At 57.7% G+C, this 21,191-nt stretch carries 21 protein-coding genes and 1 pseudogene; 6 read left to right on the top strand and 16 right to left on the bottom strand.

Going from position 1 to position 21,191, the window contains the following annotated elements:
• The first annotated feature begins 9 nt into the window (after positions 1 to 9).
• Positions 10 to 900 carry a LysR family transcriptional regulator gene (locus tag D1646_RS16425; protein ID WP_160637511.1) on the top strand — a complete coding sequence of 297 codons (891 nt, stop codon included), beginning with the start codon at positions 10 to 12 and terminating at the stop codon, positions 898 to 900.
• 80 nt (positions 901 to 980) lie between these two features.
• Here the strand turns inward: D1646_RS16425 and D1646_RS16420 are convergent, their stop codons facing one another.
• The 5 genes from D1646_RS16420 to D1646_RS16400 form a co-directional block, all read right to left on the bottom strand.
• Positions 981 to 2,744, bottom strand: a complete 1,764-nt coding sequence (locus D1646_RS16420; protein WP_160637510.1) for a prolyl oligopeptidase family serine peptidase — start codon at positions 2,742 to 2,744, stop codon at positions 981 to 983.
• A gap of 11 nt (positions 2,745 to 2,755) precedes the next feature.
• The gene (locus tag D1646_RS16415) at positions 2,756 to 3,610 is read right to left on the bottom strand and encodes an aldo/keto reductase (RefSeq protein ID WP_160637509.1); all 855 of its coding nucleotides are present in this window, start codon (positions 3,608 to 3,610) and stop codon (positions 2,756 to 2,758) included.
• 143 nt (positions 3,611 to 3,753) lie between these two features.
• Positions 3,754 to 4,389 carry a flavodoxin family protein gene (locus tag D1646_RS16410; RefSeq protein WP_160637508.1) on the bottom strand — a complete coding sequence of 212 codons (636 nt, stop codon included), beginning with the start codon at positions 4,387 to 4,389 and terminating at the stop codon, positions 3,754 to 3,756.
• A gap of 68 nt (positions 4,390 to 4,457) precedes the next feature.
• The gene (locus tag D1646_RS16405) at positions 4,458 to 5,459 is read right to left on the bottom strand and encodes an aldo/keto reductase (RefSeq protein ID WP_160637507.1); all 1,002 of its coding nucleotides are present in this window, start codon (positions 5,457 to 5,459) and stop codon (positions 4,458 to 4,460) included.
• A gap of 182 nt (positions 5,460 to 5,641) precedes the next feature.
• Positions 5,642 to 5,887: a helix-turn-helix transcriptional regulator gene (locus D1646_RS16400; RefSeq protein WP_243154209.1), complete on the bottom strand. Its 246-nt coding sequence runs from the start codon at positions 5,885 to 5,887 to the stop codon at positions 5,642 to 5,644.
• A 132-nt stretch (positions 5,888 to 6,019) separates the two neighbouring features.
• On the opposite strand from D1646_RS16400, the gene D1646_RS16395 reads away from it, so the two are divergent.
• Positions 6,020 to 6,508, top strand: a complete 489-nt coding sequence (locus D1646_RS16395) for a hypothetical protein (RefSeq protein ID WP_160637506.1) — start codon at positions 6,020 to 6,022, stop codon at positions 6,506 to 6,508.
• A gap of 68 nt (positions 6,509 to 6,576) precedes the next feature.
• Here D1646_RS16395 and D1646_RS16390 read toward each other — a convergent pair whose 3' ends face one another.
• Entirely contained in the window at positions 6,577 to 7,746 is a 1,170-nt protein-coding gene (locus D1646_RS16390; RefSeq protein WP_160637505.1) for an iron-containing alcohol dehydrogenase, read from the bottom strand.
• Positions 7,747 to 7,760: 14 nt separating this feature from the next.
• Entirely contained in the window at positions 7,761 to 8,759 is a 999-nt protein-coding gene (locus tag D1646_RS16385; protein ID WP_160637504.1) for an alpha/beta hydrolase, read from the bottom strand.
• A 168-nt stretch (positions 8,760 to 8,927) separates the two neighbouring features.
• Between D1646_RS16385 and D1646_RS16380 the strand changes: the two are divergent.
• Positions 8,928 to 9,152, top strand: a pseudogene (locus D1646_RS16380) (heme-binding protein); the annotation flags it as partial.
• Between the two features lie 39 nt (positions 9,153 to 9,191).
• On the opposite strand, the gene D1646_RS16375 reads toward D1646_RS16380, so the two are convergent.
• The 8 genes from D1646_RS16375 to D1646_RS16340 all read right to left on the bottom strand — a co-directional run bounded on the left by D1646_RS16375 (position 9,192) and on the right by D1646_RS16340 (position 17,608).
• Complete coding sequence (locus D1646_RS16375) at positions 9,192 to 10,097, bottom strand: AraC family transcriptional regulator (protein ID WP_160637503.1); 906 nt, start codon at positions 10,095 to 10,097, stop codon at positions 9,192 to 9,194.
• 104 nt (positions 10,098 to 10,201) lie between these two features.
• Positions 10,202 to 11,617, bottom strand: a complete 1,416-nt coding sequence (locus D1646_RS16370) for an FHA domain-containing protein (protein ID WP_160637502.1) — start codon at positions 11,615 to 11,617, stop codon at positions 10,202 to 10,204.
• On the bottom strand, positions 11,614 to 12,333 hold the full coding sequence (locus D1646_RS16365; RefSeq protein ID WP_160637501.1) for a PP2C family serine/threonine-protein phosphatase: 720 nt from the start codon (positions 12,331 to 12,333) through the stop codon (positions 11,614 to 11,616). Before D1646_RS16365 ends, D1646_RS16370 begins: the two co-directional genes overlap by 4 nt.
• A 3-nt stretch (positions 12,334 to 12,336) precedes the next feature.
• Positions 12,337 to 13,542, bottom strand: a complete 1,206-nt coding sequence (locus tag D1646_RS16360; protein ID WP_160637500.1) for a trypsin-like peptidase domain-containing protein — start codon at positions 13,540 to 13,542, stop codon at positions 12,337 to 12,339.
• Entirely contained in the window at positions 13,539 to 14,381 is an 843-nt protein-coding gene (locus tag D1646_RS16355; RefSeq protein ID WP_160637499.1) for a PP2C family serine/threonine-protein phosphatase, read from the bottom strand. Before D1646_RS16355 ends, D1646_RS16360 begins: the two co-directional genes overlap by 4 nt.
• Positions 14,368 to 15,132, bottom strand: coding sequence for an FHA domain-containing protein (locus tag D1646_RS16350; protein ID WP_160637498.1), 765 nt, complete (start codon positions 15,130 to 15,132; stop codon positions 14,368 to 14,370). Before D1646_RS16350 ends, D1646_RS16355 begins: the two co-directional genes overlap by 14 nt.
• A gap of 17 nt (positions 15,133 to 15,149) precedes the next feature.
• A complete protein-coding gene (locus D1646_RS16345; protein ID WP_160637497.1) occupies positions 15,150 to 17,168 on the bottom strand; it encodes a protein kinase in 2,019 nt (672 codons plus the stop codon).
• Positions 17,169 to 17,182: 14 nt separating this feature from the next.
• Entirely contained in the window at positions 17,183 to 17,608 is a 426-nt protein-coding gene (locus D1646_RS16340; RefSeq protein ID WP_160637496.1) for a helix-turn-helix transcriptional regulator, read from the bottom strand.
• A 112-nt stretch (positions 17,609 to 17,720) separates the two neighbouring features.
• Between D1646_RS16340 and D1646_RS16335 the strand changes: the two genes are divergently transcribed.
• Positions 17,721 to 18,428, top strand: coding sequence for a protein kinase (locus D1646_RS16335; RefSeq protein ID WP_160637495.1), 708 nt, complete (start codon positions 17,721 to 17,723; stop codon positions 18,426 to 18,428).
• Between the two features lies 1 nt (position 18,429).
• Entirely contained in the window at positions 18,430 to 19,677 is a 1,248-nt protein-coding gene (locus D1646_RS16330; RefSeq protein WP_160637494.1) for a zinc ribbon domain-containing protein, read from the top strand.
• A gap of 360 nt (positions 19,678 to 20,037) precedes the next feature.
• Here the strand turns inward: D1646_RS16330 and D1646_RS16325 are convergent, their stop codons facing one another.
• Positions 20,038 to 20,352, bottom strand: a complete 315-nt coding sequence (locus tag D1646_RS16325) for a hypothetical protein (RefSeq protein WP_160637493.1) — start codon at positions 20,350 to 20,352, stop codon at positions 20,038 to 20,040.
• A 151-nt stretch (positions 20,353 to 20,503) separates the two neighbouring features.
• On the opposite strand from D1646_RS16325, the gene D1646_RS16320 reads away from it, so the two are divergent.
• Complete coding sequence (locus D1646_RS16320) at positions 20,504 to 21,139, top strand: LysR family transcriptional regulator (protein ID WP_347565236.1); 636 nt, start codon at positions 20,504 to 20,506, stop codon at positions 21,137 to 21,139.
• The last annotated feature ends 52 nt before the right edge of the window (positions 21,140 to 21,191 follow it).

The following is a 21,191-nucleotide window of genomic DNA, read 5'->3' as shown; positions in this document are numbered from 1 at the left end:
GAGGCTTTTATGTACAATCGACATCTGGACACCTTTCTTCAAACGGCGGACGCCGGAAGCTTTCTCAAGGCGTCGGAGCGGATGTACATCTCTGCCAACGCCGTCACCAAGCAGATCAATCTGCTGGAGGAACACCTGGGGGTGAAGCTGTTCGTCCGCAGCTCCCAGGGGCTGGCGCTGACCGAGGCGGGCAAACTGATCTACGGCGAGGCGAAAAAGCTCATTCGCCACTCCAACCTCATCGTCCGCAAGGCCCGGGAGTTGGAGAAGCCCAAGGAGTACACCATCCGCATCGGCGTGTCCCTGATGAACCCGGCCAGTAATCTGCTGGAGCGGTGGGCGAACGCGTCGGAGCGGTTTCCCAACCTGCGGCCGGAGGTGGTCCCCTTTGAGGACAGCGTCCCCGTCTTTAACGACATACTGGACCACCTGGGGGAGAAAATCGACATCATTTCCTGCCCCTATCAGAGCACCTACTGGGGGGACCGGTACAACTCCTTCCACCTGTGGGACCTGCCCCTGTGCATCACCTGCGCCAAGACCCACCCGCTGGCCAAGCGGGAACGGCTCACCCTGGACGATCTCCATGGGGAGACGCTGATCTGCGCCAACCCCGGGAACAAGCCGCCTCTGGACCCCCTGCGGGCGGAAATTGAGAGAGACCACCCTGAGATTACATTAAAAGGGGTGGATTACATCGACACCAGTACCTTTAATCAGCTGGCCTCCTCCACGGAGTTGCTGCTGTCCGCCCAGTGCTGGAGCGGCGTCCACCCGCTGCTGGCTACCATCCCCCTGGAATGCGGCTATACCCTGCCCTACGGCCTGATCTACGCCAAAGACCCGCCCCAGGAGGTCCTGCAATTCATCATGGCGGTGGGACAGGTGGGGGCAGACTAGAAGAAACCACGCCTCGGCGGTAAACCGGGGCGTGGTTTAGTGTATCGTTTGAAGTAGACTTTAAGTCAAGTGTTTTTTGCTCAATTCCAAAAAAATCGCAGCGCATTATACATATACTCGTTGGCCGCGTTCCCGTCGTGCGAGTAGCCCTCCCGCTCCCGGAAGGAGAGATTGCCCTCCACCTCGCTGTCGGCGAAGGTGAAAACATCCGTCTCTCCCATCGCCGTCACCCCGCTCTTGAAGCCGGAGTAGGCAAAGTCATTGGTCCCCGAGGCCGTGAAAATAAAGAAGTCCTCCGGGCTCTGGCTGGAGCGGTTCACGATATCCGCCATATAGGCCCCGTTTCCAATGGGGCCGCCGCTGGAGGGAGCAAAGTAGCGGAAGTAGTCCAGGCAGTATTCAAAGGTGTGCCAGGTGTTCATGGAACCCATGGAAAACCCGCCGAAGCCCCGATGATCCCGGGAGGCCGTCAGACCTGCCAAATCGGTACTCTCCGCATAGGTGCTGTACCTGAACTCCACAGCGGGGATCAGGTCATTGACCAGCTCATTGTGGAAGTTGCCAGTGAGCCGCAGGGACAGGGAGTAATTGCCGCTGTCCGATTCGCTGGTGTTGTTGTAGGTGGGCAGAACAATAATCAGCGGCTGAATTTTTCCATCCTCAATGGCGTGGTCCATGATGTGCTTGAACTCGTGGGGATCGTCAGACGTACCCATCATGGAAGCCTCATTGCTCCGGCCGCCGTGGCTGAGGTACATGACGTTATACTTCCGGTCCGGAGTATATCCATAGGGCAGGTAGACCCAGGCTGTTTTGGTCAGCTGCCGGGTGTGGTCCTCGTAGGAGAGAGATTCCCAGGTCTGATAGTCCAACCGCTCCAGCGTTCCTGGATGCTCTGCCGGAGTGGTGTAGCCCTCGGGGATGTACTCCAGCTCCGCCGGGATGGTCCCGCTCAAGACGGTGCGTTTTGTTTTGCTGAACAGCCAGTCCATAATGTCCTCGTCCGCGGCGAACAGATTGCCCCCGCCATGCTCATTGTTCAGGCCCTTTTCCGTGAAATAGGACCGCTCCTTGATGTCCAGAACCAGCAGCCCGCTGATTTCCTCATCGGTCAGCCCCTGTTCCTGGTAGAGCTGGTGGAGCGTATCGCAAGCCTTTTGCGAGGGTCCGGAGCCGTAATACTCGTCCTCCCGGCCAACCACCAGATAGACCGGCGTCCGGCTCTCCGCCAGTACCTTCAGGTCCCCGTCCCACTGGGAGCTGCAATGCAGATATGCTGTGAACAGCTCCGGACGCTTGCCCATCACGATGGACATGGTCTCTCCGCCGCCGGAGTAGCCGTTGGCGTAGACACGGGACGGGTCGATGTTATAATGTTTCAAAAAATACTCCGCCAGGGCGATGGTCTGATTGGCAGAGGTCTCCCGCCAGTCGCTGAGCTGGGGCGCAACGACGATCATATCCTCGTGGTACTTTTGGGCCTCAAAGCCAAACTCCTCTGACTGGAGATTGGCCGCAACACCCTGGAAATACAGCCCCTCATAGCCCGGCAGGGTGAAAAACAGGGCGTAGGGCTCGCTGCTGTCGTAGCTTTCCGGGATATAGACGTTGTAGTGGATATCGCCGGCTTCTCCGGCGTGGAGTACATTGTCAATGGTGAATCCCCAGTAGGTTTCTGTACTGAAGGTGACAAAAGAATCGTCTGCACTCTGTATGGAGTGATTTATGCCGCTTGCCAGCGCCTCCGGACTCGCAGCGGCAATCGTCTGAGCAGCGCTGCCGCAGGCGCTCAACATCAGGATGGAGAGAACGGGCAGCATACAAATATGGATCAATTTCTTCATAGCAATCTCCGTTATTTCTGCTCATCCACCGGGGGCACCATGGCCGCATAACGGTTCAGCAGCTCCGGCGTGCTGGTGTAGTAGCGGATGCCCTTATCCAATGCGGCAATGTCGGACATCTCAGCCTCGGTCAGCTCGAAATCGAAAAGAGCAAAATTATCCTTGATGTGCGCCGGGTTCTTGGAACCCGGGATCACAATGTTTCCCGTCTGAATGTGCCAGCGCAGGATGATCTGGGCGCTGCTCTTGTTGTACTTCCGGGCCAGCTCTGTGAACAGCGGTTCCTCCAGCAGGGCCTTGTCCCCATGGCCCAGGGGATACCAGGCCTGAGTCACGATCCCTTCCGAGGACAGGAATTGTTTCAGCTCCTTCTCCTGGTAGTAGGGGTGGACCTCCGTCTGGAGAATGGCAGGCTTTATCCCGCAGATGGACAAAATTTCCTTGATTTGCTCCATATTGAAGTTGGACAGCCCAATGGCGCGGACCTTCCCCTCCTTGTACGCTTTCTCCATCCGTCTGTATCCAGCCGCAAAATTTCCGGCGGGCTGATGGATCAGCAGCAGGTCGATGTAGTCCGTATCCAGCCGGGCGAGGGTCTTTTCCACCGCGTCAGCCTGCTCGTAAAACGAGGGCCACAGCTTGGTCTCCAGAAAGATTTCCTCCCGTTTCAGGCCGGACTTCTTCATGGCCCGCCCCACGGCCCGCTCGTTGACATAGGCGTTGGCGGTATCAATGAGCCGGCAGCCGCAGGACAGCGCGCTGACGCAGGAGGCTTCGGCCTCGTCCGGCGTCAGCAGGAAGGTTCCGATCCCCGCCATGGGCATTTCTGCGCCGTTGTTCAGTTTGATGGTCAGTTGCGTGTTCATGTTTCGTTCCTCCAAATCTAAAATATATTGGCTTTATTCTATCGAAAATCTTCCGGATGTGGAAGGACAAAATAGCGTTACCCGGTCACACCGAGAGGTTGGAGCATAAGCAATGCCCCGGTCCAATGACCAGGGCACAAATATTACTCCCGAATGAAATTGGTGAAGGAGACCGCTTCCTGCTTGGGCGGGGCGATCCCGGCTTTTTCCCCGGCCTCCCTGCACTTGAGGAACCAGGCCATGTTTTTGCCCAGGATACGCATAACCTGCATCCCCTCCAGATCCTGTTTTACCTGGTCTGGAGTGGCCCCGTGGACCATGTTCCAGTACCGGGAGGTAATAATGGGCATCTGCATCAGGCCAAAATACTTGTTCAGCTGGTCCCAGGTGGCGGTGGTGCCCGCCCGGCGGGCGGAGCAAATAGCCGCGGCGGGCTTCAGGAGGAAGCGGTTTCCGCCGCCGCACACGTCAGCGTAAAAGGCCCGGTCCAGGAAGGAGGTGATGGCTCCGCCTGCCGCCGCCCAGTGGACGGGGGTGCCAAACACAAAGCCGTCGAAGTCCCCGGCAATGTTCAAAAAATCGTTTACCTTGTCGTCAAAGGCGCACAGCTTCTTCTGCACACAGGTCTTGCAGGCGATGCAGCCGGGCAGGGGCTTGGTCCCAATCCAGAACATTTGGGTCTCGATGCCCTCAGCGGCCAGGGAATCGGCCACCGCAGTCAGGGCGGTGTAGGTGCAGCCCTCCTTATGAGGGCTTCCGTTGACCAACAATACTTTCATATTTGACACACCTTTCCAATCCTTGAGTTTTTGTTTCCACCCCCTTCGGATTTAGAAACAAAAACTGCCTATTTTCTCACAATTTGGGAGCCGCCGAACACCTGGGACATCTCCATGCCGTCCAGGGCCCGGTCCAGCTCCTCCACCTCGGCGGCAGACAACTCGACCTCAGCCGCCCCGGCGTTCTCCCGCAGGCGTTCCACTTTCCTGCTGCCGGGAATGGGTACGATCCACGGCTTTTTGCACAGCATCCAGACCAGGGAAATCTGGGCCGGGGTGGCGTTTTTACTCTGGGCGGTGTCCTGAATCAGCTCCAGGAGCGCCCGGTTTTTCTCAAAGGCCTCCGGAGTGAACTGGGGCATCACGCTCCGGTAGTCCGTCCCCGGCTCAAAGCGGGAGGTTTGGTCGTACTTCCCGCTGAGCAGACCGTTCGCCATGGGGGAGAAGGCCACAAAGCCCACGTTCAGCTCCTCCAAGACGGGAAACAGGGCCTCGTGCCAGCGGGCCATCATGGAGTAGCGGTTTTGCACCGCCGTCACCGGGCAGACGGCGTGGGCCCGGCGGAGGGTGTCCCCGTCCGTCTCGGACAGGCCCCAGTGGGTGATTTTCCCCTCTTGAATCAAGCCGGCCATCACCCCGGCTACCTCCTCCACCGGGACGTTGGGGTCCCCTCGGTGCTGATAGTACAGTTCGATGTGGTCGGTGTTCAGCCGCCGCAGGGACTGTTCCACGCTCCGGCGGATAACCCGGGGGCGGGAGTCGGGGATCAGGGGGTGGTTGACCTGGCTGGAGGTCATGTCGAAGTGGATTCCGAACTTGGTGGCGATGACCACCTGATCCCGACGGGATTTTAAGGCCGCCCCCACCAGCTCTTCGTTCTGGCTGGGGTCCTGGGGGGTGCCGTAGACCTCGGCGGTGTCAAAGAAGGTGTAGCCCATGTCCGCCGCCTGCTGAATGGCGCGGACGGCCTCGCTCCGCTCCGTGGACGCACCGTAGGCGTGGGAGAAGCCCATGCAGCCCAGCCCGATGGCGGAGACCTCCAGGTCTTTACCTAATATGCGTGTTTTCATTATGTTCCCCCTGATTCGTATCAGATTTCAGTCCTATTTTATCGAAGAACTGCCGGGTATGGAAGAACAAAATAGCGTTACCTGGTCATACCATAAGGTTGGAATAAAAAAGGCCACGCCGCTGGCGTGGTTTTTGGACTGCTTCGGGGGAGCGTATCTGTAGAGGTATACAGATAGCTGCTTTAACAGTCTTTATCTAATTCTTTTTCAATGGCCACAACAAGCGTACTCATTTTTACTTCTAATGCAAGACTTATTCTATAAAGAGTTTCTAATGTTGGCTTTCGTTCTCCACGTTCTATTGCGCTTAAATGCGTCCTTCCTATATCTGCTAATCCGCTTAATACTTCTTGTGTCAATCCTCTTTTTGTTCTGTACCTTGCTATTACTCCTCCAACAATTACAGGGTCTAGCTGCATTTCGCTCATTTCATCACCTCTAGCAAACATAGTAAGCTAGAGTGGGCTTATCTATGAACACATATGTTGACATTTGAATACTTATGTGTTACTCTTTCCCTGGCGATAATCGCACAACAAAATTAGACGGAGGTTGACACAATGAAAAAACTACTAGCATTTATCCTTGCGGCGGCTCTGGCCCTCTCTCTGGTGGCCTGTGGCGGTGGTGGAGATGGGGGAAGAAAAGAGGTAGAATTGACTGCGGACAATATTGAAGATTATCTATCATTAAGCCTTGAGACTTCAAACCTTAGAGCCCATAATATACTCGGCACTAACTTTGGTAGTCTGCAAGATATTACAATCAGTGCCTATGCTGTTCAGGGCGGCAGTTTTAACAATGTTCAAATTACTTTTGAAATTCCGCTTCCAACACTTGGAAGCTCAGTTGAATTGTTTACGGTAGCGGAATCAGATGATGCTTATGATGAAAACAACGAAACTACCTTAACCCTTACTGTTCGTTTACCTGCAAATGGCGAATTTTCTGAGGTTCATACTGTTGGCTCAAGTTTATCATATAATTTAGATGATTATGATATTGAATACATGATAAAAGAGATAAGTGGAACATTCGCTCCTAATTGATATAAAGGCGGTTAGTATTAACAATACTAACCGCCTTGTATTTCTTGTATTGAGAAAAGGCTTTTCGATCAGAAGCACTCCTTAAAAATGTTCAGCACATCCTTGTGGGTCAGTTTGCCGTAGCCGCCGGGGGCCAGGGGAACGGTGTTGGCGATCTCCTCCAGAGATGTTTCCTCGGTGACCCCCAGCTCCCGCAGGGTGGAGGGCAGGCCCAGCTCCCGGATGAACGCGGTCAGGGCATCCACGCCCGCCCGGGCCAGGGCCTTTTCGCTCTTGCCCTGGTTGGAGATGCCCCACACCCGGGCGGCGAAGCGGGCGAACTTGGCCGCTCCCTTCTCGCAGATGGCCCGGTAGTAGGCTGGGTGCAGGACGGCCAGCCCCGCGCCGTGGTTGCAGTCCACATAGGCTGCCAGCTGATGCTCCATCATGTGGCACTGGAAGTCGGTCTGCTTGTTCAGCTTAAGAATGCGGTTCTCCGCCATGGTGGATTCCCACATAAGGTTGCTCCGGGCGTCGTAATCCTCGGGATTTTGCACCGCCGCTCGCAGGTCCCGGATGGTTCCCCGCATGAGGGCCTCGGCCAGATCGTCGGAGACGTTTTCCGCGTCCGGGCCGCTGAAATAAATCTCCATGATGTGGCTGAGGGTGTCAAACCCCCCGGAGATCATCTGGGACTTGGGCACAGTAAAGGTGTAGGTGGGGTCCATGAGGGCGAAGCGGGCGTTGCACCTGGGATAGTCCCGACCGGTTTTCACCTTCAGCTCCTCATTGGTAATGACCGCGCCGCCGTTGCACTCACTGCCGGTGCCGGCCACCGTGACCACCATCCCCAGGGGGAGGGGGTCGAAGTCAATGACGCCGGGCTTGGCCCAGAAGTCGGTCCAGATGTCCCCCTTATAGACCGCGGCCAGGGACACCGCCTTGCAGCAGTCCATCACCGAGCCGCCGCCCACCGCCAGGATGCCGCCAACCCGGTTGTCCCGGGCCAGCTTTGCTCCCTCCTGCACTTTGGCGTAGGTAGGGTTGGGCATGATCCCGGAAAATTCCACCACGTTTTTCCCGGCCTTCACCAGAGTCTCCATGATCTGGTCGTAGACGCCGTTTTTCTTGATGGAGCCGCCGCCGTAGGCCAGCATGACGGTGTCGCCGAAGCCGTCCACCAGACTGGCCAGGAACTCCTTCACGCAGCCTTTGCCGAAGATCACCTTGGTGCTGTTCTCAAAGATAAAGTTGTTCATAGTTGACACTCCTTTTAGGGATTGATTTGTTTTTCCCAAAATGCAACCGCATCATCAAACCAGCCCTCCGCCGCCGTCCCGGTCCCCAGGCCGAAGCCGTGTCCCAGGCCGGGGTAGTGGTGGAACTCGGTGTCCACCCCCATGGCGGACAGCGCCTCAATCCGCCGCTCCATGGTCCGCCAGCTGGCAATGCCGTCGCTGTCCCCCACGCAGGCGAAGGTGGGCGGCTCCCCGTTGGGGTTGTACTCACTGTGTCCGGTGTACTGCATGACCACCGTACCGGGCCGGGGCAGGTCGTCCCCGCCGAAGGCCGCCGGGCCCAAGGAGCCCAGATAGGCCGCCATCCGCGCCCCCGCCGAGCCGCCCCACAGGGAGTAGCAGTCGGTGGACACGCCCAGCTCCGACCCGTTGGCGAACACAAAGCTGATAGCCCGGGCCAGGTCCTCACAGGCCGTCTGGGCCCCGGGACGGTAGATCAGAGCGAAGGCGTTGTATCCCCGCTTGGACAGCTCCAGCGCGTGGGGAAAGCTGTCATGCATGGCCCCCACATAGGCAAAAGCCCCACCAGCATTGCAGATAGCGAAAGGCGCGCCCTCCTCCCCTTTGAAGAAAAACAGGCCGGTGTCCGCCTTGGCCGGGTCAGCGGCTTTCTCCGCGTCGGTGTAGATATCGTAAAAAAGGTTTTCCCCGGCTCCGGCGCGGGCTTTCAGGCTGTTGACAATCTCCACCGTTTTGTCCGGGTCAATGTGGCTGTAGTAGGTGAGGCTCAGCTCTCCCAGCGTCTCGCCCCTGTAGTAATCGTCCTGCACTGGGAAGAGCAAGCGGCCATAGTCCCCGAAAACCGGGTCAGCTATCACATCCGTAATTTTGGTGTTGACTGTCACGACGGACTCCTCCTCAGTTTCAGATATGGCTGGCGGCGGAATATCCTCAGACGCCGCTGTCCGTCCGCCGCATCCGAACAGACACAGGCTGGCCAGCGCGGCCAGCAGATAAACAGGAATGCTCTGCATCGGAATCTCCTCCTTTGCCCCTATTATAAAAGAATTGGAACCCCCTGAGAAGTTCCAATTAGTTATCACTGTATAAACCCTTGAGTTAAGAGTCCCGGGCTGTTGTTTGCTCGCGATAGAGATCATGGCTGACCTGCGCCGCATAGTGGCTTTCCATATACTGCCGCTGTTACGCAGTGTAAGACGAAGGATGTAGCCGCCGCTGCCGCCGAAGGCGCGTCCCTTATGGCAATCCAAACCAATGACCCCAAGATTACGTTGGTTGCCGGTGGGTATCCGCTGTTTTGCAACGGAAAAATCGTTGGCGGAATTGGCGTCGGCGGCGGTTCTGAGCGGGAGGATTGTGAAATCGCTGAGTATGTGGTATCGGTCTTTGAAGAACTGACAAAGTAAGTTTGATTTGCTCCAAAGGCATGATCCGCACAGGTTGGGTCATGCCCTTGGTTTCATTTGATGGCGAAGATTTTGCACATCTCCTTTTGGCGGAGTATGGAACATCTTTTTGTAGTCTCGAATAAACTGAGAAACACTCTCATAGCCAACTTCTGTGGATGCCTCAGTAACACTTGCATTTTCGTTCAGCATCAACCGTCTGGCTTCGGTAAGCCTTAATCGCTTTTGGCATTGTAAAGGCCCCATTCCTACTACACTTTTGAATTTTTGGTGAAATGCCGAAACACTCATGTTTTTTCGGGCAGCCAATTCTTCAACGGTAAAAACTTCTTTATAGTTTTGCTTTATCCAACTATTTGCTTCATATATCTCCCCGGCCTGCTGAATACCAATCATACTTTGTAAAAATTGTTTTCCACAAGTGCCGCAGAGCGCGTAAAAAATGATCTCTCGCTTGAGATGCTTTGCCATATATGAAAGCTGGTCATTTTCCCCAAGCATAGACAGTAATCGAGAGACAGCATCAATGATATGAGCATCAGAGTTTTCCATACTCTGCGGAAGCACCTTTTCTGCCATAACTCTTTCGACTAAATCCCCCTCTATTTCCAAAGCGATAGAAACTACATCATCCAAAGTGAAATTGATTGATAGCGCAAGGAAATCCTCTTGTTCCGAAAAGGCCAGTGCGTAACCAGAGGTCGGTGTATCAATGGCAGAAATAGAATACTGTCCTGCTACATAATCCATAATGCCTGATGGCGTATAAAGCCTCATTGAGCCAGCAATCAAAAGATACAGATACGGTATACTGCTGTCTGGCATTTTGATTGGATTTGCCGTCTGCCTATATAGTGTAAGATAGGGGACCTTCGTCTGGAAGGAATCAAAAGAATTTGTAAATGACCGGATAGTGTCCCCCATTTTGGGGATTTTTTCAATCACAAATGGTTGCCTCCTGCATTGTTTTCTAAATTATATCACAAAAATTACTATCTGCCCAGCAGCAGAAAAGAAAAAACCGTTGTAAACAAGACCACCGTTCCCTGTTAAAATTTCAGACGAATTACGGCACTGCCTACCGTGATCTCATCCCCGCTGCGCAATCTCCGGCTCTTCTGAATTTCCTCCCCGTTGACCCGTGTCTCGCTGGAGGTATTCAGCGCCTCTGCATACACCGCACCCTCCACAGAGAACAGCCGAACATGCCGGGGGGCGGTATTTTCGCTTTTTACCGCAATATCGCAGTTCGGATCGGCACCGATTATCAGTTCGTCCAGCAGCTCCAGTTCCTGTTGGTTCTGTCCGCTGTCCAGTTCTCCCCGGACCAGCTCCAGGCGCATATAGATCCCTGACGGCCAGACAGAGCTGTTCGGAACAGCGGGTTTCTTCCGCAGAAGTACAGCTCCCGCAGTTATAACAGCCAGCACCGCAGCAGCAATCCCTGCAATCAGTCCAACCGGCAGCCTCTTTTGGGCGGCGGCAGGGGCGGACGGGCCGGCCCCGCCGCCGGGCGTCTGGGCCGGTGGTTCCTGATGCTCCGAGGGCTCGACGGCGGGCTGCGCGTCCGTCAGTTCCGGTATCTCCACCTCTGTCTCCGCCCGGCAAATCAGTTCCCCGCCGGAGGCGAAGGTGACAGATATCTGCTCTGTGCCCCCCTCAGAGGGATAGCCCGACAGGTCAAAGCCGGTGACATACAGTCCGCCGCTGCTCTCAGCCAGCCGGACAGCGGCCTCCTCCGCCGTCCGGATATCCGCCTCCTGATGAATACCGCCTGATGCGGAGGCCAACCGTCCCAAACTGTCCAATGACACCCGGTCTTTCCCCAGCCCCACCGAATGGAGCATCACATCGGAGTGCTCCACCCGCTCCAGCAGCTCCCCGTAGGGCACGCCTCCCTGGGGGTCGTACTGCACCGCGTCGGACAAAATCACCATGCACCGCAGCTCGTTCCGCTCCCGGGGCGTCTCCTCAAAATAGTCCAGCGCCTGGCTGATGGCGGTGTGGAGCCGGGTGACTCTCTCGTCGAAGGGGAGCGTCCCCACCCGCTCCGCCAACTCCCCGGCGGGGACATCCTCCTCCACAACGTTGAAAGCGTCTCCGAAGGTGGCCAAGATGAAGCGGGTGTTCTCCCCCCCGGACTGGGACAGCGCCTGGACAAAGGTCTCGGTCTCCTCACGAAAGGCGGGCATAGAGGTAGAGTTGTCCACCAGCAGCAGCCAGGTCACCGGAGCCCCCGCCTGACGGACGGTCTCCAACCGGCCGGTGGCGGAGAAGGTCTGCCCGCCCACCTTGGCCTCCGCCTTGGTGACGGGCTTCTCCATCCCGTCCATGGACACATAGGTGTACAGCGTCCCCTCGCAGACAAAGGCCCGGACAATCTCCGCGCTGCCGGCGGCCAGGGCATTGACGCACAGCGCAACGGCCAGCCCCAAGGAAAGGGCCAGGGATGCAAATTTTTTCATAGCTCCTCCACAAATACGCAAATCAGGGAAAAATTGTCGTTCCTCTCCGGTGTGCGCCGGATTTGGCGCAGCAGCATATTCCGTGCCCACTGCTCCGGCGTCTCCGATTTCAGCAGATCAGCCAGCATCTCCTCCCGGTAGACGTACTCCCAAAAGCCGTCGGAGCACAGCAGAAAGGCGTCCCCGGGCAACAGGTCCGCCTGGCCCGCCTCGGGCTTGCAGGGCAGTTTTCCCAGTGCCCGCAGCAGACTGGACCGGTCGTCGTCGTGGCAGATGTCCATATAGGAGATCTCACCGCCCAGATACTTCATAAAGGTGACCGAGTGGTCCCGGGTCTCCTGGGTCAGCGTCCCGCCGGAGAAGCGGTAGAGCCGGGAATCTCCGATGTGCCCCCATACTGCCCGGTCTCCGCCGATGGACAGGACCACGGCGGTGGTCTTCATCTCCTCCTGGCCAGGCTCCCCCTGTCCTGACATAACCGTCTCGTTGGCTCGCTGGAACAACTCCAGCAGGTCCTCATGGCCGGGGGTGCTGTCCAAGCAGCCCTGAAAGAGGATGTCCGCCGCCAGGGCGGAGGCCACCTCGCCCTTTCCGTGCCCCCCCAGGCCGTCGGCCACCACAAAGACACCCCAGCCCTCCCCGGCAAAGCAGCGCACGCTGTCCTCGTTGTGGTCCCGGCCTCCCCGGTTGGTAAAGCAATAGGCTGAAATTCTCATGGCTTACTCCAGATCCACATAGACGGTGTTGTCCGCCTCTCCCAGATAGAAGGAGCTCTTGGGCGGCAGCTTTACCGGGGTGTTGGGGGCAATGCGCTGTCCGTTGGACAGGAAGGTGCCGTAGGTGGAGTTCAGGTCGGTAACCACAAACTGACCCTGGTCGAAGTACACCTGACAGTGCTTATTGCTCACACCGGGGGTGCCGTCCTGATAGACCAGGCGGCAGACCGCCGCGTCCCGGCCGATCTGCACCGGCTGGCCGTGGAGCTGGACCACCATCCCCCCGTGCTGGGGGGCCATGGAGCGCAGGACGGGGGTCCCTCCCTTCTCCGTCTTCTGTTCCGGGTCGCTCTGGACGGGCTTCTTCTTTCTGCTCAGCACTACAGCCACAATCACAATCACCGCCACAACCGCCGCGCCGATGCCCATATAGAGCATGGTATTGCCGCCGGATTTGGCCTCAGCGGTCAGGGTATAGGGGATGCTGTTCTTGTCCAGCAGGGGCAGGACCTCCGCCACGCTGACGGCGTAGAACAGGTTGGAGTCCAGCTTGGAGCCGGCGGTGTTGATGCCGATCACCGCCCCAGTGCCGTCAATGAGGGGACCGCCGGAGTTGCCGCCCCCCAAGGATGCGTCGGTCTGGATCAGCTTGCGGCCGGTGCCGCTCTCGGTGAGGAAGCGGCTGATGCTGCCAGTGGTGACGGTGGCGTCCTTCTGGCTGAAGGAGTTCACCGCCTGAACGGTCAGGTCGGCGGCGGCGGGGTAGCCCACGGCGTAGGCTTCGCTGCCCAGACTGTCCTCGGGAGGGACCCGCATCTGCAACGAAACCCGCTTGTCTGTGACGTCCGCCAGCCGGAGGATGGCCACATCCTTCTCCGCATCGTAGTCCACCAGGTAGGCCTCCGCCTCGTCGTCCTTGTCAAAGCGGACGTGGAGCTCCCCGCCCCCCAGCGCCTTGCCCGCCAGGATGAACTCCTCCACCACATGGCAGTTGGTGACGATGTACTGGGGATCTTCCCCTGCCTTTCCCACAAAGAAGCCGGTACCCCGCCAATAATTCATGGTTCCGTCCCGGTCGGGCGCGCCGGTGGTAATCATGACAATACCGTCCAAAGAACCCTGGTTAAAGTCAGCAAACGCTGGCAGGGCACTTATGCTGAGGACCAGCACAGCCAGCAGCGCCACGGCAAAATGATGAATCCGCTTCATTTACAGCTCTCCATTCTTTCTGATGATTGATACGCGATCAAAACACCGGTGTAATTGTCCTGCCCTAACACGCCTTTTTCCAAAACCATCTGCTCCAGCAGGGCACAGCCCTCCTCCGGCTTCAGGGACATACACTCCATCAGCTCGGGCGGGGTGAGTACGCCGCTGATGCCGTCGGAACACAGCAGGAGTACGTCTCCTCTTTGCAGCTCCATGGGCCGCAGGCTCAGGTCCACCTCGGCCAGCCGGTCAATGCCCACAAAGGAGGTCAGCCGGGGGGCGTCCGGGTCGGACAGGGCCCGCTGTTTGTCCATAGGCTCCCGCTCCAGCTCCTGGGAGAGAAGCTGATTGAGGCAGGTGTGCTCCCGGTTGAGCTGGAAGACCCCGCCGTTTCGCATGAGAAAAATCCCGCTGTCCCCCACACTGAGCCAATGGAGGAGCCCCTTCCGGATGTGGACGGCCACCAGAGTGGTCCCGCTGCGGCCGCCAAAACACTGGAACACGCTGTCGCTGACAGTGTGGACGCTGCGGTAAAACCAGTCAGGGATGTCCTCTGACTCCCGCTTCTGGAACAGCTGGAGAAAGCACTCCGCCGCCCACTGGCTGGCGGCTTTGCCGTCCTCCATGCCGCCCATGCCGTCGGCCACCAGGGCCAGCAGCCCCTGGGTCTCCTGGAGTTCCAGGTCAGCGGCGTTGACAATGGCGAAGGAGTCCTCCTGTCGCTCCCGCTCCCCCTGGCCCTGGACGTTGGCCACACGGATGGCCGGCGACTCCTCCGCCGGTGGCTCAGACTCCGGCGGCCTGGCCTTTTCCCGGGAAAACAGCTTAAACAGTCCCATCCGTCTCCTCCATCCTCCAGGTGAATCGCTCGCCGCACAGGGGGACAAACAGCAGCTTGGTTTCCCCGAAGTCGATGAGGTCGTAAGCCTTCAGCGGCATGGGGGTGAATACCTCCTCGTCGTTGAGGTAGACGATGTTCCGTCCCTCGCCGGGGAGAATGTTGAAGCGATTTTTCTTGTCGCTGTAGCTGATTTTGGCGTGGTTCTCGCTGGATATTTTCAGGTCGCCGGTGATTACAATGTCCATCCGCTCACTGCGGCCAATGGAGTTCATCCCGCCCCGGATGGTGTAGCTCTTGCCCCGGCTGGGGCCGGCCACACAGGCCAGCCAACCCACCACCGGGTCGAATCCCATCTGGGACTGCATCATGCCTACTGTCTTGCCCGCCGCCGTCACGCTGACGCCGAAGCCCGGCGGGGGAGCGGTCTGGGCCGGCTCCGGCTGGGGGACGCCGTAGCCCCGGGGCGGGGCGGTCTTCTGGGCGGCGGTGACCGGAATGGCCCCGGACAGGGGGGCGGTTTTCTGGGGTGCGGTCACCGATAGCCCGCCCACCGGCGCGGTCTTACTGGGCGCGGTCACAGCGGTGCCGCCCACCGGCGCGGTCCGGTTGGGCGAGAGCACCGAGCGGCCAATGGGGGCGGTCCGTCCGGCGGAGACCGCCGTGATTTTCTGCCCGCCGTTGCAGTAGGGGCAGGCGGGGTACTTGTCCGGGTCGTAGAGGTGGCCCCGGCCGCATTCGATCTGTGCCATGGTAAAATCCCTCCTTTTTAATCTCTTCCGACAACGGTTGCCACATGGTCCACCGGGGACCAATCGGTAATTTTCGCCCCACTCACATCGCTGATTATCAGAGTATCTAAGTTTTTCAGCTCTCGCAAGGGGGAGATATCCGTCAATCCCCCAACTCGCAGCGTCAGTGATTGCAGCTTTTGCATTTCAGACAGCGCAGACAGACTGGAGATGGAACAATAGATTACGCCATTCTCCTGGACATAGTTGTCTACATTGATGGAAAGGTCCTCCATATTCGTCAGCCCCGCCAAAGGCATCAGGTCTACCGGTTCCTTGCCGATATTGCTGGTCACACGGATGTACAGCCTTTTGAGATTGACCAGATTTTTCAACGGCTCCAAAGAGGTAAAGGAGTCTCTCTCCATAGACATATAGCCGTCTTCCAGAGATAGGGATTCCAGCTTGGTCAAGTTTTGCAGCGGCGTCAGGTCCTTGACGCTGTGCGGGATACTGATGGTAGTCAGTTCTGTCAGATTTGCCAAAGCGGAGATATCATAGGACCCCATTCCCTGAGCCGTGATTGGCAGACGCAGAACCTCCAGCCCGGTCAGCCCGGACAGAAAATCCAGATTTTCATAGATCGCATTTTCTCCGCTGATCTCCAATTGTTCCAGTTGGGTCATCTGCGATACCCACTGCAAATCCGTCATTGAATTGGAATACATTCTCAGGCGCTTCAGATTTGCCATACCCTGAATGGTTTGCAGGTCCTCTTCGGTAAAGCTGATCCTGCCCAGATCGTTCAGATCCAGCTCCTCCACGTTAGCGCTGTACTCTCGTCCGGCAATGGTGACCTTGGGCCCCAGCATATCTATCATGGGGATAAGTCCGCCGCCCCCTCCGCCTCCGGTCCCGGGGGCACTGGAATCGGGGGACATCCCCCCGCCGCCCCGGCCTGCCAGAAAGGCTCCCACGCCCACAACCACCACCAGCGCCGCGGCGACCCCGGCAATGAGGGCGGTTTTGGGTTTTTTCTGCGGGGCGGGGGCGGTCTGTCCGGCGGCGGGCACGTCCACCACCAGCTGGTTCTCGATGGCGTCCAAAAACTCGGCGGCGGACTGGAACCGGTCCTCCGGCTGGACGGCCAGGCCCTTCAAAATCGCCTTGTCCAGCCACTCGGGGATGTCCACCCCCGCCTGGGAGACGGGCACCAGCTCGTCGTGGTCCAGCCGCTCCAGAGACTCCGGGGGCAAGTAGCCCGTCAAAGCGGCGTAGAAGCAGGCGGCGCAGGAGTACACGTCGGTGTAGGGCCCCTGACGGCCCCGGCGGATGTACTGCTCCTTGGGGGCGTAGCCCACCTTCAAGATCACGTCCAGGCTCTTGCTTTTGTCCCCGATACTGTACCGGGCCGAGCCGAAGTCCAGCAGCTTCACGTTGCCGTCCTTGGATATGTAGATGTTGTCCGGGGTCACGTCCCGGTGGATGAAGCCCTCGGCGTGGACGGCTGTCAGCGCCCGCAGGACGGGGATCATCACGTTCAGCGTCTCGTCCACGCTGACCTTCCCGCCGTTGTTGGCGATGTAGCTCTTGAAGCTCACGCCCTCGATGTAGTCCATGACGAAGTAGGAGGTATCGTTCTGGTCGAAGTAGCTGGACACGCCCGCGATGTTGGGGTGGCCGATGAACTTGGCCAGGGTCCGGGCCTCCTCCTGGAAACGCTCCGCGCCATAGGTGAAGTCGTCCGCCCGGGTGTCCATAGCCACTGAGACGGTGGTGCCCTCGATACGGGTGGCGATCTCGTTAGGCATATACTCCTTGATTGCCACTCTCGCCTGGAGCTGGGTGTCGAAGGCTACATAGGTGATGCCGAAGCCGCCCTGACCCAGCACCCGGCCCACAATATAGCGGTTATTTAAGACGGTTCCCGCCCGCAGGGCTACCGGGAATTTTTGGCGGTTCTCCTCCAGGTCAAAGCCGCAGTGGGGGCAGGGGGCGGCTGGGTCGGCTATCGACCGGAAACAGTTATAGCAGAGGGTTTGAGTGGTGGCTGACATGGCGGTCTCCTCCTTTAAAACAGCGTCTTTTCATTCTCGGAAAACAGCTTGTCGTTGACCTCCGTCAGAGGCGTGCGATGGAGAATGCCGTGGCCAATGATGGCATCCCGTTTCAGTTTGAGATAGATGGGGGCATAGCCCACCTGTTTCAGAAGCCGCTGAGTATCCTCCAGACTGACCTCCATGCTGACACACAGGCACAGCAGCCGGTCCCGGGATGGCCTGCGCCGCCCGGAAAAAACCTGGTGGAGGTAGACCTCGCTCATCTCCGCCCGCCGGGCCAGCTCCGCCTTGGACAGGCCGCATTTCTCATAAAGATTTGTCAGAAACGTGGATACGTCCACATCCGCGAAGTACGCCTCGTTTTCTGTGATATACTGGTCCAGGTTGGGCTGGTTCATCAGCTCCTGACTCAAATCTCCGGTGGACTTCTCCTTCATATCCCGTCATCCCCTTTACTTCTCTCAGAGAAGCAGATATAATATAGTCACAATTGTACAAAACTCTGCCGTCAGATACAATATGCTGGCTGCATAGTGTTTTAATTTTGGGGTGATCGTCATTTATTCCTGGCTGTCAGAACAACTGCGGACCGAATTTGAGGAGGTCCGCCTTTTAAAAGAGAGTCCCCGGGGCAGCGTGCGGCTGATCCAGCATCGGGCCACCGTCCGGCAGTTCATCCTCCGCCGTTTTACCGGCAATGGGGAGGTCTACCAACGGCTGCTGGACTGCTCCTGCCCCTATCTGCCCACCGTCTATGAGGTGGCGGAGCAAAGTGGGGAAAATATTGTAATTGAGGAATTCATCCAGGGGGACACCTTGGACTTTTTGCTGGAGGGGGCCCTGTTCACCCTCGCTGAGACCAGGAGAGTTATCCGGCAGCTGTGTCAGGGGCTGTGGGTGCTGCACTCCATGGCCGCCGTCCATCGGGATATCAAGCCGGAGAACGTGATTCTGCGCGGAGGGGATGCGGTGCTCATTGACTTCGACGCCGCCCGCCTCCACAAGCCAGAGGCGGAGGCGGACACCCAGATTCTGGGCACCACCGGCTTTGCCGCCCCGGAGCAGTACGGTCTGGGCCAGTCGGACACCCGGACGGACATATACTCCCTGGGGGTGCTGATGAATGTGATGCTCACCGGCCAGCACCCCTCCAAGCGGCTGGCCGAGGGCCGGATGGGCCGGGTGATCCAGCGGTGTACCCAGGTCAATCCGGCCAAGCGGTACAAGGATGTGCTGCACCTGATGGAGGCGATTTGAGATGAAATCCTGTCCTCACTGCTCCGCCTCCATCCACAAGGAGGCGTCCTTTTGTCCTCATTGCGCCCGGAGCGTCAACGACCGCCGGGAAATTCATCCGCCCAGGCGGCTGCCTGGGCGGGCGCTCCAGAGCGCCCTGATGGTCCTCCTTGTCCTGGCTGCGGTGCTGACGGCCTGGCTCTATACCCGGCCCAAGGTCTACGACAACGGCACCGCTGAAGTGATCTACACCGACAGCGGCGGCTCCTATCAGCTCCTCCTCAACTATTTCGGCGACCGATTCCAGCCCATGACCGACTACTCGGAGGAGTTGGAGGAGGGGACCACCGCCAACAAGCCCTCCCGCCTGTTCGTCAACCATGTGGACACCGGAGTCAACGCCAAGGAGGCCTTCCTGCGCAAGGTGGAAGATATCACCGTGGAGCTTCTTCAGGGGAGCGACGGCCCCGAGCCCTGGCAGTATACGCCCCCTCAGGTCTACGACTTCGCCCCGGAGGCCGCCCGTGCCAGCATCCTCACCTACACCGGCCACAGCGGCGATATGGAGCTGCGCTGGACTATCCGTATGCAGAACGGCGACACCATCCACCTGTACCAGCGGATGGTGCTGGGGGTGGTCCCCACCCGGCACTTTTACCCAGAGGACGCACCGATGGACACTATGGAGGACCTTCAGTTCCTGGTAGATGAGGTCAACGAGACTATTCCCGCCAATATCATCGTCTACCTCCACCTGCCCGCCCTCACCTACGAGGGGAGCTTAGTGCTGGAGGGGCGGTCCATGAACCTGGTGGGAAGCGAAAGCCCGGACGGGAGCCGGACCACCTTCACCGACACCCTCCAGGCCACTGCCCAGAAGGGCTACATCTGCCAGTTCAACGGCATCGACTTTGTGGGTGGCGGAGAGGGCGTTGGGGTATCCGCCTCCGCCCGGATCAACTTTACCGACTGCCGCCTGTCCGGGTGGCGCACTGGGGTGCTGTGCTATGGCGACTCCTGGGTTAATGCCAAAAATTGCGTCTTTGAGAACAACGCCGTGGGTTTCCACTTCAACTCCGTCAGCGACAACCCAAACGACCACATGTACAGCGGCAACCTGTTTCAGGGCAACGAGACCGCCGTGCTGCTGGAGAGTGTCCCCAGCGACCAGGCCCTGTATTTTGACGGCACCCGCTTCTCCCGCAACAGCACCGACATCGACAACCGCTGCGGCCACGAGGTGAGCATCGCCAACGCGATTTTTGAGTGAAAGAAGGAGCACAGAAAAATGGCTGAAAAAGACGTCTCCAAACTCTGCCCCCATTGCGGCACTCCGCTTGCGGGTGCCCTTTGAGATGTCCTTCTCCTTTCCCGAATCGTTGTGCTCCGGCAACGGAACCGACACAGACTACCTGTACATCTGCGTTCTGGGTCAGGAGATTGTACAAGCAGGTGGTCTGGATGATATTCTCTCCGAGTTGAATGCCCAGGTCCGTAACCCCAACCAGCTCACCACGCTAGCGAACATGGGAAAGATCGATGTTCTGCGGAGTGACAAACTGATCCACAGCTACCTCGATCTACTGTGAGAATCGAAGCACCTGCCAATGCTGGCCCAGCTACAAGACCATCAGTAGAGCAGTATAGATGAGCGCCAACACTGTTCGCAAATGTGTGTGCGAATTGAAGGAGCGGCAGGCAAAACCGGCTTGTAGAGTTTGTTGTCCCGCATGACCGCAAAAATAACTGCGGTCATTTGCAAAGCATCCTGTTCCATCCCGGTGTCCAGCAGGGAACGAATCAGTCCTACCGACCGAACTTCCTGCTCCTGATCGATCGGTTCACCATCCGTACCATGGGGACACCAAATCAATCCGGACGCTTCATAGCTGCTGAGCAGAGATTCACTGACGCTGAAATCGCGGCTCACCTCCGTTCGTGTCATTTGCACCTCCACCTCACAAAAAAATACAAGCATTGTCAAAAACTTGGCTGTTCACCAACTTTTTGAACCATGCTTGTATTATAGAGCCACGGCTTTAATATGTCCGATGCTCGCAAGGTACGGCTATCTATTATATTTAGCTGTGCAGTGGGTGAACAAAGGGGGATTTCTATGGAACTTCGTGTTTGCGCTATTTTTATTGGCAGCCAGAGAAGAAAATATCACCAGAGCGGCGGAACTGCTTCATGTCACCCAGCCCACCCTTTCCCGGCAGTTCATACAGTTGGAGCAGGAACTGGGAACAAAGCTCTTTCATCGTGGGCAACACAGCATCACCCTGACGGATGACGGGATACTGTTGAAGCGGCGGGCGCAGGAGCTGATCGACCTGGCCGGCAAAACAGAGCGGGAGTTTGTGAAAACCGAAGGTTCCCTCACCGGTGAGCTGTCCATTGGCAGCGGCGAAATCCTGAGTATGCACACGCTCTCTCAATGGATCGCAACATTTCGTCAGGAAAATCCGCTGGTGCAGTACAATATTTACAGTGCTACTGCCGATGAGATCAAGGATCGTCTGGAAAAAGGGATACTGGATATGGGCCTTCTGGTGGGGCCAATGGACATCTTGTCAGCCATCAGGAACTTTTATAGGATATTATTAAATCCTCCGAACCCATTGAAAACAAAAGGATTTAAGCAAGTCAATAACTCAATCCCTGTTGTCCGGTCCTGCCCCCTTTTAAGGGCTTCGCGGGAGCTGGCAAGGGAAAAATCGAGGGAGATATAGGATTTTGGAACGTCAAGGATAAGGCAAGCGTGGGCTGTCGTGATGTGACCAA

It is taken from the genome of Pseudoflavonifractor sp. 60, from assembly GCF_009911645.1.
Taxonomy (GTDB): domain Bacteria; phylum Bacillota; class Clostridia; order Oscillospirales; family Oscillospiraceae; genus Lawsonibacter.
Note: the sequence above shows the minus strand (reverse complement) of the source record. Positions and strands in the feature narration are given on the sequence as shown.

What these genes read in the sequence shown, in the direction of transcription:
- D1646_RS16360 (WP_160637500.1), bottom strand. Translation starts at nt 13,542, where the DNA reads ATGAAGCGGATTCATCATTTTGCCGTGGCGCTGCTGGCTGTGCTGGTC.
- D1646_RS16410 (WP_160637508.1), bottom strand. Translation starts at nt 4,389, where the DNA reads ATGAAAGTATTGTTGGTCAACGGAAGCCCTCATAAGGAGGGCTGCACC.
- D1646_RS16395 (WP_160637506.1), top strand. Translation starts at nt 6,020, where the DNA reads ATGAAAAAACTACTAGCATTTATCCTTGCGGCGGCTCTGGCCCTCTCT.
- D1646_RS16370 (WP_160637502.1), bottom strand. Translation starts at nt 11,617, where the DNA reads ATGAAAAAATTTGCATCCCTGGCCCTTTCCTTGGGGCTGGCCGTTGCG.
- D1646_RS16415 (WP_160637509.1), bottom strand. Translation starts at nt 3,610, where the DNA reads ATGAACACGCAACTGACCATCAAACTGAACAACGGCGCAGAAATGCCC.
- D1646_RS16420 (WP_160637510.1), bottom strand. Translation starts at nt 2,744, where the DNA reads ATGAAGAAATTGATCCATATTTGTATGCTGCCCGTTCTCTCCATCCTG.
- D1646_RS16405 (WP_160637507.1), bottom strand. Translation starts at nt 5,459, where the DNA reads ATGAAAACACGCATATTAGGTAAAGACCTGGAGGTCTCCGCCATCGGG.
- D1646_RS16400 (WP_243154209.1), bottom strand. Translation starts at nt 5,887, where the DNA reads ATGAGCGAAATGCAGCTAGACCCTGTAATTGTTGGAGGAGTAATAGCA.
- D1646_RS16345 (WP_160637497.1), bottom strand. Translation starts at nt 17,168, where the DNA reads ATGTCAGCCACCACTCAAACCCTCTGCTATAACTGTTTCCGGTCGATA.
- D1646_RS16365 (WP_160637501.1), bottom strand. Translation starts at nt 12,333, where the DNA reads ATGAGAATTTCAGCCTATTGCTTTACCAACCGGGGAGGCCGGGACCAC.
- D1646_RS16390 (WP_160637505.1), bottom strand. Translation starts at nt 7,746, where the DNA reads ATGAACAACTTTATCTTTGAGAACAGCACCAAGGTGATCTTCGGCAAA.
- D1646_RS16425 (WP_160637511.1), top strand. Translation starts at nt 10, where the DNA reads ATGTACAATCGACATCTGGACACCTTTCTTCAAACGGCGGACGCCGGA.
- D1646_RS16355 (WP_160637499.1), bottom strand. Translation starts at nt 14,381, where the DNA reads ATGGGACTGTTTAAGCTGTTTTCCCGGGAAAAGGCCAGGCCGCCGGAG.
- D1646_RS16350 (WP_160637498.1), bottom strand. Translation starts at nt 15,132, where the DNA reads ATGGCACAGATCGAATGCGGCCGGGGCCACCTCTACGACCCGGACAAG.
- D1646_RS16385 (WP_160637504.1), bottom strand. Translation starts at nt 8,759, where the DNA reads ATGCAGAGCATTCCTGTTTATCTGCTGGCCGCGCTGGCCAGCCTGTGT.
- D1646_RS16340 (WP_160637496.1), bottom strand. Translation starts at nt 17,608, where the DNA reads ATGAAGGAGAAGTCCACCGGAGATTTGAGTCAGGAGCTGATGAACCAG.
- D1646_RS16325 (WP_160637493.1), bottom strand. Translation starts at nt 20,352, where the DNA reads ATGACACGAACGGAGGTGAGCCGCGATTTCAGCGTCAGTGAATCTCTG.
- D1646_RS16330 (WP_160637494.1), top strand. Translation starts at nt 18,430, where the DNA reads ATGAAATCCTGTCCTCACTGCTCCGCCTCCATCCACAAGGAGGCGTCC.